This window comes from Microvirga subterranea, from assembly GCF_003350535.1.
Lineage (GTDB): Bacteria > Pseudomonadota > Alphaproteobacteria > Rhizobiales > Beijerinckiaceae > Microvirga > Microvirga subterranea.
The window spans coordinates 481053-494572 of the sequence record NZ_QQBB01000001.1 but is presented as its reverse complement, the minus strand read 5'-3'; the positions used below and the strand labels follow the sequence as shown (position 1 = coordinate 494572).

At 69.1% G+C, this 13520-nt stretch carries 16 protein-coding genes; 2 read left to right on the top strand and 14 right to left on the bottom strand.

Annotation, left to right across the window (positions count from 1 at the left end; genetic code table 11):
• Nucleotides 1-8 precede the first annotated feature (8 nt).
• From miaB to DES45_RS02220, 8 genes are all read right to left on the bottom strand, one after another.
• Nucleotides 9-1367: a tRNA (N6-isopentenyl adenosine(37)-C2)-methylthiotransferase MiaB gene (gene miaB / locus DES45_RS02255; protein WP_114768336.1), complete on the bottom strand. Its 1359-nt coding sequence runs from the start codon at nucleotides 1365-1367 to the stop codon at nucleotides 9-11.
• Between the two features lie 155 nt (nucleotides 1368-1522).
• Nucleotides 1523-2290, bottom strand: coding sequence for a lyso-ornithine lipid O-acyltransferase (gene olsA, locus DES45_RS02250; RefSeq protein WP_114768335.1), 768 nt, complete (start codon nucleotides 2288-2290; stop codon nucleotides 1523-1525).
• Complete coding sequence (locus tag DES45_RS02245) at nucleotides 2287-2739, bottom strand: Fur family transcriptional regulator (protein WP_281024055.1); 453 nt, start codon at nucleotides 2737-2739, stop codon at nucleotides 2287-2289. Before DES45_RS02245 ends, olsA begins: the two co-directional genes overlap by 4 nt.
• A gap of 49 nt (nucleotides 2740-2788) precedes the next feature.
• Nucleotides 2789-3292 (bottom strand): GNAT family N-acetyltransferase, encoded by a 504-nt coding sequence (locus DES45_RS02240; RefSeq protein WP_114768334.1) that lies wholly within the window; start codon nucleotides 3290-3292, stop codon nucleotides 2789-2791.
• A complete protein-coding gene (gene tsaB / locus DES45_RS02235; RefSeq protein ID WP_114768333.1) occupies nucleotides 3289-3972 on the bottom strand; it encodes a tRNA (adenosine(37)-N6)-threonylcarbamoyltransferase complex dimerization subunit type 1 TsaB in 684 nt (227 codons plus the stop codon). The genes DES45_RS02240 and tsaB overlap by 4 nt, the downstream gene beginning before the upstream one ends.
• 86 nt (nucleotides 3973-4058) lie before the next feature.
• Entirely contained in the window at nucleotides 4059-4649 is a 591-nt protein-coding gene (locus tag DES45_RS02230) for a malonic semialdehyde reductase (protein ID WP_114768332.1), read from the bottom strand.
• A 67-nt stretch (nucleotides 4650-4716) separates the two neighbouring features.
• Nucleotides 4717-5277, bottom strand: coding sequence for a NifU family protein (locus DES45_RS02225; RefSeq protein ID WP_114768331.1), 561 nt, complete (start codon nucleotides 5275-5277; stop codon nucleotides 4717-4719).
• A gap of 70 nt (nucleotides 5278-5347) precedes the next feature.
• Nucleotides 5348-6262: a LysR substrate-binding domain-containing protein gene (locus tag DES45_RS02220; protein WP_114768330.1), complete on the bottom strand. Its 915-nt coding sequence runs from the start codon at nucleotides 6260-6262 to the stop codon at nucleotides 5348-5350.
• Nucleotides 6263-6361: 99 nt separating this feature from the next.
• Here DES45_RS02220 and DES45_RS02215 point away from each other — a divergent pair, with 99 nt between their 5' ends.
• Nucleotides 6362-7837, top strand: coding sequence for an NADP-dependent isocitrate dehydrogenase (locus tag DES45_RS02215; protein WP_114768329.1), 1476 nt, complete (start codon nucleotides 6362-6364; stop codon nucleotides 7835-7837).
• Nucleotides 7838-7858: 21 nt separating this feature from the next.
• Here DES45_RS02215 and DES45_RS02210 read toward each other — a convergent pair whose 3' ends face one another.
• From DES45_RS02210 to DES45_RS02195, 4 genes are all read right to left on the bottom strand, one after another.
• The gene (locus DES45_RS02210) at nucleotides 7859-8356 is read right to left on the bottom strand and encodes a universal stress protein (RefSeq protein ID WP_114768328.1); all 498 of its coding nucleotides are present in this window, start codon (nucleotides 8354-8356) and stop codon (nucleotides 7859-7861) included.
• 63 nt (nucleotides 8357-8419) lie between these two features.
• Nucleotides 8420-9460, bottom strand: coding sequence for a tryptophan--tRNA ligase (gene trpS, locus DES45_RS02205; RefSeq protein WP_114768327.1), 1041 nt, complete (start codon nucleotides 9458-9460; stop codon nucleotides 8420-8422).
• A 69-nt stretch (nucleotides 9461-9529) separates the two neighbouring features.
• Nucleotides 9530-11047, bottom strand: coding sequence for a murein biosynthesis integral membrane protein MurJ (murJ, locus tag DES45_RS02200; RefSeq protein WP_114768326.1), 1518 nt, complete (start codon nucleotides 11045-11047; stop codon nucleotides 9530-9532).
• A 193-nt stretch (nucleotides 11048-11240) separates the two neighbouring features.
• A complete protein-coding gene (locus tag DES45_RS02195; RefSeq protein ID WP_114768325.1) occupies nucleotides 11241-11870 on the bottom strand; it encodes a DsbA family protein in 630 nt (209 codons plus the stop codon).
• A gap of 358 nt (nucleotides 11871-12228) precedes the next feature.
• Here DES45_RS02195 and DES45_RS02190 point away from each other — a divergent pair, with 358 nt between their 5' ends.
• The gene (locus tag DES45_RS02190; protein ID WP_114768324.1) at nucleotides 12229-12597 is read left to right on the top strand and encodes a helix-turn-helix domain-containing protein; all 369 of its coding nucleotides are present in this window, start codon (nucleotides 12229-12231) and stop codon (nucleotides 12595-12597) included.
• Between the two features lie 4 nt (nucleotides 12598-12601).
• On the opposite strand, the gene DES45_RS02185 is transcribed toward DES45_RS02190, so the two are convergent.
• Both DES45_RS02185 and DES45_RS02180 read right to left on the bottom strand, forming a co-directional pair.
• Entirely contained in the window at nucleotides 12602-12823 is a 222-nt protein-coding gene (locus DES45_RS02185) for a hypothetical protein (protein ID WP_114768323.1), read from the bottom strand.
• 22 nt (nucleotides 12824-12845) lie between these two features.
• A complete protein-coding gene (locus tag DES45_RS02180; RefSeq protein ID WP_114768322.1) occupies nucleotides 12846-13499 on the bottom strand; it encodes an acyl-homoserine-lactone synthase in 654 nt (217 codons plus the stop codon).
• Nucleotides 13500-13520: the final 21 nt, after the last annotated feature.

The window sequence follows — 13520 nt, the reverse complement described above, 5'->3', positions numbered from 1 at the left end:
TCCTTCGTTTAAGCCGCGGCCCTGTCGCCCGGCTTGACCCATTCTCCGAACAGGCTGTTCGAGCCCGCCCGCACGATCCGGACCGTCACGACCTCGCCGATCCGGTGCACGTCGCTCTCGAACTGCACCGGCTGCAGATAGGGCGACTTGCCTGCGATCTGGCCCGGATGACGACCCGGCTTCTCCAAGAGAACGTCAAGAGTCTGACCAACGGTTCCGTGATTGAAAGCCTGCCTTTGCGTTTCCAACAGGTTTTGCAGGCGGGCGAGGCGCTCGGCCTTCACGGCCTCCGGGACCTGCTCGCCCATCTCGGCCGCGGGCGTGCCGGGGCGCGGGCTGTACTTGAACGAGAACGAGCTGGCGAAGCCCACATCGGCCACGAGGCGCATCGTGTCCTCGAAATCCCGGTCCGTCTCGCCGGGAAAGCCCACGATGAAGTCGGACGACAGCGCCAGGTTCGGCTGGGCCTTGCGGATCCGCTCGATCAGGCGGCGGTACTCGTCGCCCGTGTGCTTGCGGTTCATGAGGTCGAGGATGCGGTCGGAGCCGGACTGCACCGGCAGGTGCAGGTACGGCATGAGGGCCGGCAGGTCGCCGTGGGCGGCGATCAGCTCGTCGTCCATGTCGCGCGGATGGCTCGTGGTGTAGCGCAGCCGCGCAATGCCCGGCACCTCGGCGAGGCGGGTGAGCAAGCGCCCGAGCGACCAGACGGCGCCGTCCGGGCCCTCGCCGTGATAGGCGTTGACGTTCTGGCCGATCAGGGTCAGCTCGCGCACGCCGGCTTCCGCCAGGCGGTGCGCCTCCTCCAGGATCTTGGCGACCGGGCGCGAGACCTCGGCGCCGCGGGTATAGGGCACTACGCAGAAGGTGCAGAACTTGTCGCAGCCCTCCTGGATGGTGAGGAAGGCCGAGACGCCGCGGCTGATGGTCTTGGCCCGCGACGGCGCCGGCAGGTGGTCGAACTTGTCCTCGATCGGAAACTCGGTGTCGACGAGGCGCTCGGAGCGGGATTTCCTCAGGAGATCCGGCAAGTGGTGGTAGTTCTGCGGGCCCACCACCACGTCGACGGCCGGCTGGCGGCGCAGGATCTCCTTGCCCTCGGCCTGGGCGACGCAGCCCGCCACGACGATCCGGGTCTCCTGGCCCGACGCCTCGCGCTCCTGCTTCAGCTCGCGCACGCGGCCGAGCTCGGAATAGACCTTCTCGGCGGCCTTCTCGCGGATGTGGCAGGTGTTGAGGATGACGAGGTCCGCCTCCTCCATGGCCTTGGTTTCGCTGTAGCCTTCGGTCGCCAGCATGTCCGTCATGCGCTCGGCGTCATAGACGTTCATCTGGCAGCCATAGGATTTGACGAAGACTTTTTTCACGGAAGACGGCCTGTTTGCTGGAAGAACCGGAACATGGGAACGGACAGGCGCCCTTGTAAGGCTTTTGAGCGCGCAAGAGAATAGCGGTGTTCTGCGGCGTCGCGCTCCCCTGTCATCCGCGGCGGTCGTTGCCGCGTCCGACGGAGAAAAACACGTCACGCCGCCTTCACGGTCCTGCGCACCGCCGCCTCCGCCTGCGCGGTCGCCTCCTTGCGGTTGCCGTTGAACGGGATCGGCTCGCCCCAGGTCACCACCACGTCGAGGGGCGTCGCCCGGACGAACATCTTCAGGTGCGGGGCGAGGTCCATGTCGCCGTACCAGGCGATGAAGGGTCGGTCGCGCCGGGTGACGGGCAGGCCGTGGCGGCGGGTGTAGGTGATGGCGAGCGGCTGGAGCAGCACGCGCTCGACCGAATCGTGCATCAAGGCCGTCTGGGCCGCGCCCACCAGGGATGAGCGGAACGGCAGGAGGCGGTTGCCGTCGCTGGTGGTTCCTTCCGCGAACAGCACGATCGCCTCGCCCTTCACCAGCCGGTGAGCGAGGGCGTCGTTGACCTCGGCGGTGGCCTTGCGGCGCTGGCGGTCGATGAAGACCGAGCGCTGGAGCCTGGCGAGGTGCCCCACCACCGGCCAGCCCTCGATCTCCGACTTGGCGATGAAGGAGAGCGGGTGGAGCGAGCCGATAACCGGGATGTCGAGCCAGGAGACGTGATTGGCCACAACCAGGGTGGCGGCCTCGCCGGGCGGCTTGCCGCGCTCGGTCACGCGCACGTTGAACAGCCGCAGCAGCACCCGGTGGAACCAGACGGGCACCGCGTGCAGGATGCTCCAGCCGAAGCGCAGGGCCAGCAGCTGCAGCGGCACCAGGACGAGGCTGACGAGGGCGAGAACCATGAGCCTCGCGGCGACGAGGATCCGCGTCACGCGTCGTCCTTGTCGAGGGGCACCGCGTAGAGCTCGAGCCGGTGGTAGACGACCTTGTAGCCCAGGCGCTTGGCGATCTGGTCCTGCAGCGCCTCGATCTCGTCCGAGTGGAACTCGATCACGGCGCCGGTCTCCAGGTTGATCAGGTGGTCGTGGTGCTCGCGCGCCGCCTGCTCGTAGCGGGAGCGCCCATCCCGGAAGTCGAGCCGCTCGATGATGCCTTGCGTCTCGAACAGCTTCACGGTCCGGTAGACGGTCGAGAGCGAGATGCGGTCGTCCACGGCTGCGGCGCGCCGGTGCAGCTCGACCACGTCCGGGTGGTCCGCCGCATCGTCGAGGATGCGCGCGATGATCCGGCGCTGGCCGGTCATGCGCAGGCCCTTCTCGCGGCAGGCCCGCTCGATGGCGTCGTTCCGGCGCGGCTTTGCGGATGTGGTGCGTGCAGCCAAGTCAGTCTCACTCCTCCGGCATGCTTATAGGCGGCCCGTCGGGCCGGGGCTATAGCGCGAGCGCCATCATCAGGGCCGAGACCCGGCTCCCGTCGGGCTTGAGATAATAACCTGGCCTGCGGCCGGTTTCCTTGAAGCCGAGGCGGCGGTAGAGCGCGATGGCCGGGGCGTTGCCCTCCTCCACCTCCAGATGGACCTGCGCCACCCCGCGCCGGGAGAGCTCGTCCAGGTGCCGGGAGAGGAGCGGTCTCGAATAGCCCCTGCCGCGGCATTCCGGCCGGATCGCGACCGTGAGGATCTCGGCTTCGTCGAGGACGATCCGGGACAAGATGAAGCCGACCGGCTGCGCGGCGCGTCCCAGAATCCCCTCGCGGCCGACGAAGAGCCCGTCCGCCATGACGCCGCGCTCCGCCAGGAGGCCCTGGAACTCGAGCGGGCTCCAGCCCCGCGCGAAGGCGGTGGCGTGGATCGCCGCCAGGGCGGCGGCCGATTCCGTGCCGACCGGCTCGATCCGGGCCGACGGGGGAGGATAGAACCGGTCGAGAAAGCTCATTGGCGTGCGATTTTCGCCCCGTCCTGCGGCTTGGCGTCGGGTTCGCGCAGGTAAAGCGGCTTCGGCAGGGCCTGGGTCGGATCCGCGATGGCCCCGAGTCGGGCCACCCAGGCGATGTCCGGGAAGAGAGCCGCCTCGTCGACCTGGATGTCGACGCCCTGCATGCGGGCCTCCGCGGCCAGGATCGGGGCGGCCGACCCGCTCACCAGGATCGGTCCGGAGCCGAGGAGCCGGATCGCGTCGCGGATTCCCATCAGACTCGGCGGAATGATGACGCGCCCGCCCGTGGCGACCGCCTGGACGTAGATCTGCCCGTGCTTGGCATCGATGGCGGCCGTGAAGAGGCCGCGCTTGTCGCCTGCCATGAGCGGCGCCAGGAAGGCCGAGAGGGTCGCGACCCCGATCACCGGGATATCGGCCGCGATGCCGATGCCGCGGGCGGCCGCGATGCCGACCCGGAGCCCCGTATAGCTGCCGGGACCCACCGTCACGGCGACCCGGTCGAGGCTCTCGAATCCGCCCTCCACCTGGGAGGCGACCCGGTCGAGCATCGGCAGCAGCGCCTCCGCGTGGCCGCGCTCCATGGGGATGCTCTCGCGGGCCAGCGGCTCCGCGTCCCCGGCCTGGAGAATGCAGGCCGAGCAGGCGCCGAGGGCGGTGTCGATGGCAAGGACGCGCAAGATTCGTCTCCGTCTGGTGTCGGAGATTCTTTAGAGCATCACCCCGACCCGTGGGAACCGGATTCGCGCGAGCGACGATGGCGCGGTCACGCGATCGTGCAGAATTCCTCGAAGGCGAAGCGCGGCTGGCGCGGATGCAGCTTTTCGGGCAGGCCGTAGCCGAGATTGATCAGGAAGTTCGACTTGGTCTTGCCGTCCGGAAAGAACGCCGCGTCCACGCCGGCGCGGTCGAAGCCGCCCATGGGGCCGCAATCGAGCCCGAGGGCGCGGGCCGCCATGATGAGATAGGCGCCCTGGAGGCAGGAGCCCTGGAAGCCCGCCCGCTCGATCGCGTCGGGCTTGCCGGCGAACCAGCTGCGCGCATCCTTGCTGTGGGGGGCAAGGAAGCCGAGCTTCTCGTAGAATTCGGTGTCGTAGGCCACGATGGCGGTCGCCGGCGCGCTCATGGTCTGGCGCACGTTGCCCTCGTCGAGATGCGGCCGCAGGCGCTCCTTGGCCTCGGGCGAGACCACGAACACGAAGCGGCCGGGCGAGGAATTGGCGCTGGTCGGCCCCAGCTTGGCGAGGTCCGCGATGGCCCGCAGGGTGTCCTCGCCCACCGGCCGGCCATCCCACCAGCGATGGGTGCGGGCGTTGCGGAAGAGCTGGTCGATGGCGTCGTCGGTCAGGGGAGGCAAGGGAGGTCTCCAAAAGAAAAGCGCGGCCTGTGGGCCGCGCTTTGAACTAGAGGGATTCGGCCTGCGATCAAACCGCCTGCACCTCGCGCACGTCCGGCAGGAAGTGGCGCAGCAGGTTCTGGATGCCGTGGCGCAGGGTCGCGGTCGAGGAGGGGCAGCCGGAACAGGCGCCCTTCATGACCAGGTAGACGGTGCCGTCCTTGTAGCCCCGGAACGTGATGTCGCCGCCGTCGCCCGCGACCGCCGGGCGGATGCGGGTCTCGAGCAGCTCCTTGATGGTCGCGACCGTCGGGGCGTCGTCCTCGTCGAAGAACTCCTCGCCGTCCTCCATCTCGACCTCATGGCCCTCGGTGAAGAGCGGCGCGCCGGTCATGAAGTGCTCCATGATGCCGCCCAAGATGGCGGGCTTCAGGTGCTGCCACTCGCCGTCCGCCTTGGTGACGGTGATGAAGTCGTAGCCGAAGAAGACGCCGGTCACGCCCGTGATGGCGAAGAGGCGCCGGGCGAGCGGCGAGGCGTCGGCGGCATCGGGGGTGCGAGCCTCGAAAGTGCCCTCCGGCATGACGACGCGGCCGGGGAGGAATTTCAGGGTGGCGGGATTGGGAGTGGCTTCGGTCTGGATGAACATCGGGTCTTTTCCTCTGGCGCCGGTTCAAGGCCGGCCGAGCGGGTAGGGTCTTAGAATCGTTCTAACAGCTTCATTCCGAAATGTGGATGGCTCTTTGGGAATTCCAAGGGCGCGCCGGCGGCATGCCCTCGCGTCGCTCGAGCGACCGCACCATGTGGGCTGCGAGGCGCTCCGCCGGGACCGGGAGGGGCGAGGCGGTCATGAGGGCGATCTCCGTGTCTGACAGGTCGGGCGCGCCGGCCGCCGTGTCGATGATGAAGAAGTCCTCCGGCACCATCTCCTTGGGCAGCACCGTGAGGCCGAGACCCGCCCGGACCGCCGCCTGGGCCCCGGCGAGCGAGGTCGACGTGTAGGCGATGCGCCAGGGGCGCCCGGCCCGGTCGAGCGCCTGGGTGGCGCGCTTGCGGTAGACGCAAGGGTGCGGCGAGACCACGAGCGGCAGGGGGCCGTTCCGGTCGAAGGGGTCGGGCCGTGTCGAGGCCCAGACCAGGGGCTCGCGCCAGACCCGCACGCCCTCGGTCGGCCCCATGGGCTCGCGCTTGATCAGGACCAGGTCGAACTCCCCCTCCTTGAACCGCTCGATCAGGTTGAGGGTGAGGTCGGTCGTGACCTCCAGCGCCACGTTCGGGTGCGCCTCGGCGAAGCGGGCCAGCACCCCCGACAGATGGGTGGTGGCGAAGTCCTCCGGGGTGCCGAGCCGGACGAGGCCCTCCATGGTCGGCTCCACCAGCCGCGCCACCGCCTCGTCGGTGAGCGCCAGGATGCGGCGCGCATAGGACAGCAGGGTCTCGCCCTCCGCCGTGAGGGAGAAGCTGCGCGGGGTGCGTTCCATCAGGCTGCAGCCGAGCTGCTCCTCGAGCCTTTTGAGCTGCAGGCTCACGGTCGGCTGGCTCAGGAGCAGCCGCTCGCCCGCCCGGGTCAGGTTGCCGGTCTCGGCGACGGTGGCGAAGGTTCTCAGGAGATCGAAATCGAGGCGTGGCAGCATCGGGTCACCATTGCAATACGCAATGATAACAAGATTTATTATTCATTTCAAAAAGTGTCGAGGCCAGACCATGGTCCGCGGGCAAACACGGAGCCCATCATGAACGTCCACGTCGACACCCAGATCCTCGCTTCCGCCGCCGCCACGCCGGTCACCGTCGCCCGCGGCGACGGCATCGGGCCCGAGATCATGGATGCGGCCCTGCGCGTCCTGCTCGCCGGCGGCGCGAGGCTCGCCCTCTCTGAGGTGGACCTGGGCGAGAAGGTCTATCGCGGCGGCTTCACCTCGGGCATCGCGCCCGAGGCCTGGGACAGCATCCGGAGCAGCAAGATCCTGTTCAAGGCGCCGATCACCACGCCGCAGGGCGGCGGCTTCAAGAGCCTCAACGTGACGATCCGCAAGGGGCTCGGGCTCTTCGCCAATGTCCGGCCCTGCCGGGCCTATGCGCCCTTCGTGGCGACCCGCCACCCCGACATGGACGTGGTGGTGGTGCGGGAGAACGAGGAGGACCTCTACGCGGGCATCGAGCACCGGCAGACGGACGAGGTCTACCAGTGCCTCAAGCTGGTCTCGCGGCCCGGCACCGAGCGGATCGTCCGCTATGCCTTCGAGTACGCCCGGGCCTCGGGCCGGACATCCGTCACGTGCTTCACGAAGGACAACATCATGAAGATGACGGACGGGCTCTTCCACAAGGTGTTCGAGGAGATCGGCGCCGAGTATCCGGAGATCGCCCGCAGCCACATGATCATCGACATCGGGGCCGCGAAGCTCGCCACCAACCCGGAGCGGTTCGACGTGATCGTCACGCCCAACCTCTACGGCGACATCGTGTCCGACATCGCCGCCGAGGTGGCAGGCTCGGTCGGGCTCGCCGGCTCGGCCAATATCGGCCTGCACGGGGCCCTGTTCGAGGCGATCCACGGCTCCGCGCCGGACATCGCCGGCCAGGGCATCGCCAACCCGTCGGGCCTCATCCTCGCCGGCGTGATGATGCTGCAGCACATCGGCCAGCCCGAGGCCGCCCGGATCGTGCACGACGCCTGGCTGAAGACCATCGAGGACGGCATCCACACGGCGGACATTTTCGCGTCCGCGTCGACCCGGCGGGTCTCGACGGACGACTTCGCCGACGCGGTGATCGCGCGGCTCGGCGAGACGCCGAAACGGCTGAAGGGCGCGCAGGCCATGTCGCGTCCGGTGGACGTGACGGCCGCCGTTTCGGAGCGCAGGACGCCTGCCCGCAAGGACCTCGCCGGGATCGACGTGTTCGTGGAATGGCGCGGCGCGGCGGACGAGCTCGCCGACCGCCTGAAGGTCGCGGAGGACGGGCTCGTGTCCCTGCGGCTGATCACCAACCGGGGCGTCAAGGTCTGGCCTCAAGGGCTGCCCGAGACCTTCTGCACCGATCACTGGCGCTGCCGGTTCGAGGCGGAGCCGGGCAAGGCCCCCAACAAGGCGACCCTGGCGCGGCTGCTGGGACGGCTCGCAGCCGAAGGAATCGAGTTCGTGAAGACGGAGCACCTCTTCGCCTTCGACGGGGCGCCGGGCTATTCCCTCGGCCAGGGTCAGTGACGGGCGGAAGCGGCCGGCCGGTCAGCCGGCCAGCGCGTCGATCTCCTCGTCGGTCAGGCCGCCGGGCACGATGACGATCGGGATCGGGAAGGTGGAGGCGGCGCGGCCGGCCAGGGTCGAGACCAGCGGGCCGGGCCCCTCCTTGCTGGAGCCCGCCGCCAGGACCAGGAAGGAGACGTCCTCGTCCTCGTTGATCAGCCGGATGATCTCGTCCGCCCGGTTGCCGACCCGAATCACCTGCTCGGGCTCGACCCCGGCGGCGTTGCGGGCCTCGCGGGCGGCGTCCTCGAGCTGCTTCTCGGCAGCCTCGCGCGCCTCTTCGATCATCGCCTCGCCGACGCCGATCCATTCGAAATTGTCCGGCGGGGCGACCACGGCCAGCATGATCATGCTGGCGCCGGTGCGGGCGGTGCGCCGGGCCGCGAAGTGCACGGCCCGGGCGCATTCCGGGGTCTTGTCGACCACCACCATGAATTTCGGCCGGTGGCCGGACTCGTAGGATTGCCGTTTGCCGCTCACAGCACGGTCTCCTGCCTCACCGGCCGATGCTGCACTGACGTTGCGTCATGAGCAAGCCGGGCCTCAGCGCCTGCGCACGAAGCCGACGATGTCCTTGACGGCATCCATCGTCTCGGAGGCCAGCACGCGCGCCCGGTCGGAGCCGTCCGCCAGCACCGAATCGATATGGCCGGGATCGGCCATCAGGCGGCGCATCTCGTCCGCGACCGGCGCGAGCTTGGAGACGGCCACGTCCACGAGGGCGGCCTTGAAGCCGGAGAACTGCGCTCCGCCATGCTCGCGCAGCACCTCCTCGGGGGTCGAATCCATGAGCGCCGCGTAGATGGCCACCAGGTTGTCGGCCTCCGGGCGCGACGCCAGCCCCTCGACCTCGGTCGGGAGCGGCTCGGGATCGGTCTTCGCCTTGCGGATCTTCTGGGCGATGGTGTCCCGGTCGTCCGTGAGGTTGATGCGCGAATAGTCGGACGGGTCCGACTTCGACATCTTCTTCGAACCGTCGCGCAGGGACATGACCCGGGTGGCGGGACCCGCGATCATCGGCTCGGTCAGCGGGAAGAAGGCGTCGCCGAAGCCGTGCTCGGCGATCGAGTCCGCGAAGTCGTTGTTGAATTTCTGGGCGATGTCGCGGGTCAGCTCCAGGTGCTGCTTCTGGTCCTCGCCCACCGGCACGTGGGTGGCGCGGTAGACCAGGATGTCGGCCGCCATCAGCATCGGATACGCGAAGAGCCCGACCGACGCGTTCTCCCGGTCCTTGCCGGCCTTCTCCTTGAACTGGGTCATGCGGTTGGCCCAGCCCATGCGGGCGATGCAGTTGAACACCCAGGCGAGCTCGGCATGCTCGGAGACCTGGCTCTGGTTGAACACGATGTGCTTGGTGGGATCGATGCCGGCAGCCAGGAACGCCGCCGTGACCTCGCGGATCTGGCGCGCCAGCTCCTTGGGGTCCTGCCAGACGGTGATGGCGTGCATGTCGACCACGCAATAGATGCAGTCGTGCGTCTGCTGCATGGTGACGAAGCGCTTGATGGCCCCGAGGTAATTGCCGAGATGCAGGTTGCCGGTCGGCTGAACGCCGGAGAAGACCCGCTCCTTGAACTGCGCCATCGTCTTTCAACTCCCACGCTTGTCGCGGGCGGCGTTATGGCAGGGCAGGGCCGGGATGCACAAGCGGTCTCAGGGCTTTTTCGTCAGGAGAGCCACATCGTCGCGGGTCAGGGCGCCCGTGAGGGCGGCCGCGGCGGCATAGAGTCCCAATCCGCCGAAGCAGAACGCCGCCAGACCCACGGGTCCGACCTCCGGCAGCACGGCCGTCGCGCCGACCAGACCGAGCCCCATAACGGCGCTCGCTGCCGTGATTCGCCCGACCCGCCGCAACAGACCGTCATCGGCGCGCCACAGGCCGATCCGGCGCAGGAACCACACCAGGGTCAGAAGATGCGCGACGCAGCCGAGGCTGATGCCGAGCGCGATCCCAGTCATGTCGAGCGCAAGGCCGAGCAGCAGGGAGGCGCCCGCCGTGACGGCGATCCCGGCCGCGGCCGCGACCAGGGTCGCCCGCAAGGAGCCGCGGGCGAAGAGGGTCTGGCTCAGCACCTTGGCGGCGGTGGCGAAGGGCAGGCCGAGGCTCAAGGAGGCGAGCACCCGGGCCGTTCCGTCCGCGTCGGCCGCCGTGAAGGCGCCGCGCTCGAACAGGACCGACGCGATGGGGTGGGACAGCACCACGAGGGCGAGGCAGGCCGGCAGGGCCATGAGGAGCGCCAGCTCCAGGGCCCGGTTCTGGGCGGCGACCAGGGCGTGCGCGGCCCCGTCCCGGTGCTTGAGCGCAAGGTCGGGCAGCAGCACGCTCGCGGCCAGGGCCGCCATCAGGCCGAGCGGAAGCTGCATGACCCGGTCGGCATAGTAGAGCCAGGAGATTCCGGCCGGCCAGAACGAGGCGATCTGGGTGCCGGCCAGGATGAAGAGCTGCACCGCGCCGCTGGCCACGAGCGCCGGGACGCCGGCGAGCAGCAGGCCCCTCAGGAAAGGCGACCAACGCAGGCGGCGGAAGGAGACGGCCCGCCGGCCGCCGAGGAGCGCCGCCGCCACGATGGCGAATTGCAGGAGGCCCGACAGGCTCGACGCCGCGGCGAGCCACGCGGCCTTGTCCGCGAGCGGCAGGGCGGTGCCGGCCTCGAGCGCCACCGCCGTGGCGATCAGGCCCGCATTGACCACCAGCGGCGCGACGGCGGTGGCCCGGTAATGCCCGCGCAGGTTCAGGAGCGCGGCCGCCACGGAGGAGAGCGTCACGCCGAGCACCATCGGAAAGCCGAGGCGGGTGTAGAGGGCCACGAGCGCGAGCGTACCGTCGTCCCGAAGGCCCGGCGCCAGCAGGAAGGCGAGGAGCCCGGCGCCGATCTCGACCAGGGCCGTCAGCGCGAGCAGGGCCAGCGCGAAGGCGCTCACCACGTCACCCGAGACCCGGGCGGCCTCGCCCGGGTCGAGACGGCTCAGGGTCGGAACGAGCGCCGGGTTGAGCCCGCCCTCGCCGGTGATGCGGCGCACGAGATTGGGCAGCCGGAAGGCGGCGAGAAACGCATCCGCCACCGGCCCCGCCCCGAGCACCTGCGCGAACAGGATGTCCCGGACGAAGCCTAGGACCCGCGACGCGGCGGCCCCGAGGCCGACCAGGATTGAGGAGCGGAGAAGCGACATGCCCCGTCGCGCTTAACCGGTCTCAGGGCGGATGTCCAAGGGGACGAAAGGGGTGAAGGGGTGTCACCCCGGCGGTCCGCAGGACCGGGAAGGGGATCCACGTCCGGCGTGACGCTGAACACTGGATGCCCTTCCCCTCCGCTGCGCTCCGGCCGGGGATGACACCCGTCGTGCTTCGTCGACCTATCGAGACCTACCCCGCCCGCGCCTTCGCGATCGCCTCGCGCTTCTGCGCCAGATTCATGCCGCCCACATAGGCTTCCATGCCGATCAGGAAGGACGGCGTGGCGACGAGGCCCAGGGAATTGCCCAGGGTGAAGGACGCCTTCATCCACTGGGTCGTCCGGTCCGTATCGGCGGCCGCCACGAGCTTCGCCCGGTCGGCGCCGAGCTTCTCGGCCGCCGCAATGGCGCGCTCGCCGTTGACGGTGCCGGGCAGGCCGAACAGGGCGAGGTGCAGCGGCAGGTACCGGTCCGGTCCGTAGACCTGGAGATAGGCGAGCGCCGCGCGGGTCGCCTCGACGGAGGGCGCGCCGAGCACCGCGAAGTTCACCAGCACGTAGGAGAGGTCCGGCTCCGCCTTCAGCAGGGCCGGCAGGTCCTTCGCCGACCGTTTGCACCAGGGGCAGTTGTAGTCGAAGTACTCCACCATGATCACATCGCCATGCTTGTGCCCGAGGCGCACGGCGGAGGGCAGGTCGAGCGTGTCCTCCACGAGCTCGATCGGCACCCGCTGCGGCTCGGGAGCGGATTGCGCGAAGGCGGGGGCGCCGGCGCCCGACAGGGCAAGACCGGCAAGCAGAGTGCGACGGGAGATGATCATGAAGCAGGCGACTCACGTAAGGGGCCGCCCGTGGTGCCGCCCAACCGTGGCAATAGCAAGGTCGCGCAGGGGGCTCTCGCGCCTTCGTGACCAGGGCGCCCCGTCAGGTCGCCCGCTCGTCATGAAGGGAGGCTCGCCAGTCCGAGCCGCGCATGGTCGCTGCGAACGGGACCGGAAAACGTTCCGACGCGGGAGCCGTGGGGCCTCGAAGGCCGGGCAAGTGGTCTCCTAGAGGTCAGGTGCGGATTGTCCCCGTGGACACGCCTTCCCGGGTTCTCGTTCAAAGAAACCATTAGACGTCGTGAACCGTTTCGCTAGAGTGCCGGCACCTGTCAAAGACCAGTTCTCGGGGGATCGATTGTCAAAGAAGGCGACGAACCAGATCGACAAGGAGATCGGGACCCGGATCCGCCTGCGGCGGACGCAGATCGGCATGAGCCAGACCAAGCTCGGCGACGCCCTGGGGATCACGTTTCAGCAGGTCCAGAAATACGAGAAGGGCACCAACCGGATCAGCGTGGGACGCCTGAACCAGATCGCCCAGACGCTCGGGGTCAACGCCACGTACTTCCTGCCGGAGGTCGACGGAACCGGCCTGCCGGCCGGGGTGACGCCGGCCGACAAGGACAGCCTGGAGCTCCTGTCCCTGTTCGACCGCCTCAAGAGCAAGTCGATGCGCCAGGCCATCCTCGCGCTGGCCCGGTCGGCGTGCGAGCAGGAGCGCTGAAGCGCTATTCCTCGTCGTCGAATCCGAGCTCGGCGATCAGCCGGTCGGCGGCCTCCAGGAGCGACGGCAGGGACGGCAGTCGCGCGAAGTCGTCATGGTCGACGTCCTTCCTGATGCTCGCGAGATCGGTCACGATCCGCAGAAGCGAAAGCGTCATCCGCTCCTCGCGCGTCAGCCCTCCCTCGAAGCGGCCGCGGTCTGTCTCGGAATTCGTCATCATCATCATAGCGGTCTCTTGAACTCACGGATCAGCTGGCCAAAAGGGACAGGGCGGGCTCGTCCTCGGAGGCTTCGCGCCTGGCCAGGACGGAACCCGGCCAGCCGGTGGCGGCGCGAACGCCGTCCAGGGCCTTGCGGTCCACGTCCATGAAGGCCGCGAGCGTCATGCAGCCGGCGATGTCCTCCGGCAGGCCGAGCACCCGGGTGGTCCACCCGAAGCGCTGCCAGCGCGGCAGCCAGAAGGTCTCCATGACGCCGCCGACGGAGGTCGCGCCGATCGCGTGGCAGTACTCCATCACGGCGCAGAACAGGGCCCCGGCCACCGATCGTTCGCGATGGCCGGTCCGGTGGGCGGGCGCCACGAACATGCGCGTCCATTCGATCGCCGCCTGGTCGCGCGGCAGCTTCCCGCGCTGCACCAGATGCGGAAAGACGTCGCTCAGGAGCGTCGGCGCGGACATGGGGATCATGCGCGATCCGCCGACGACCTCCCGACCCTCCATGGCGATCAGGTGGACCGCCGCGTCCGTGTCGAACTGATCGCGCTCGAGACCGTCCGGACGCCTGAGATCCTCCCAGCCGCGCTCCTCGACGTAGATCAGGTGACGCAAGCGAAAATAATCGTGGAGCGCCTGCCCGTACCGGGACGCATTCTCCCTCGTCACCACATGGACCTTGACCATGCCCGCCCTCCCGTTTTGTGA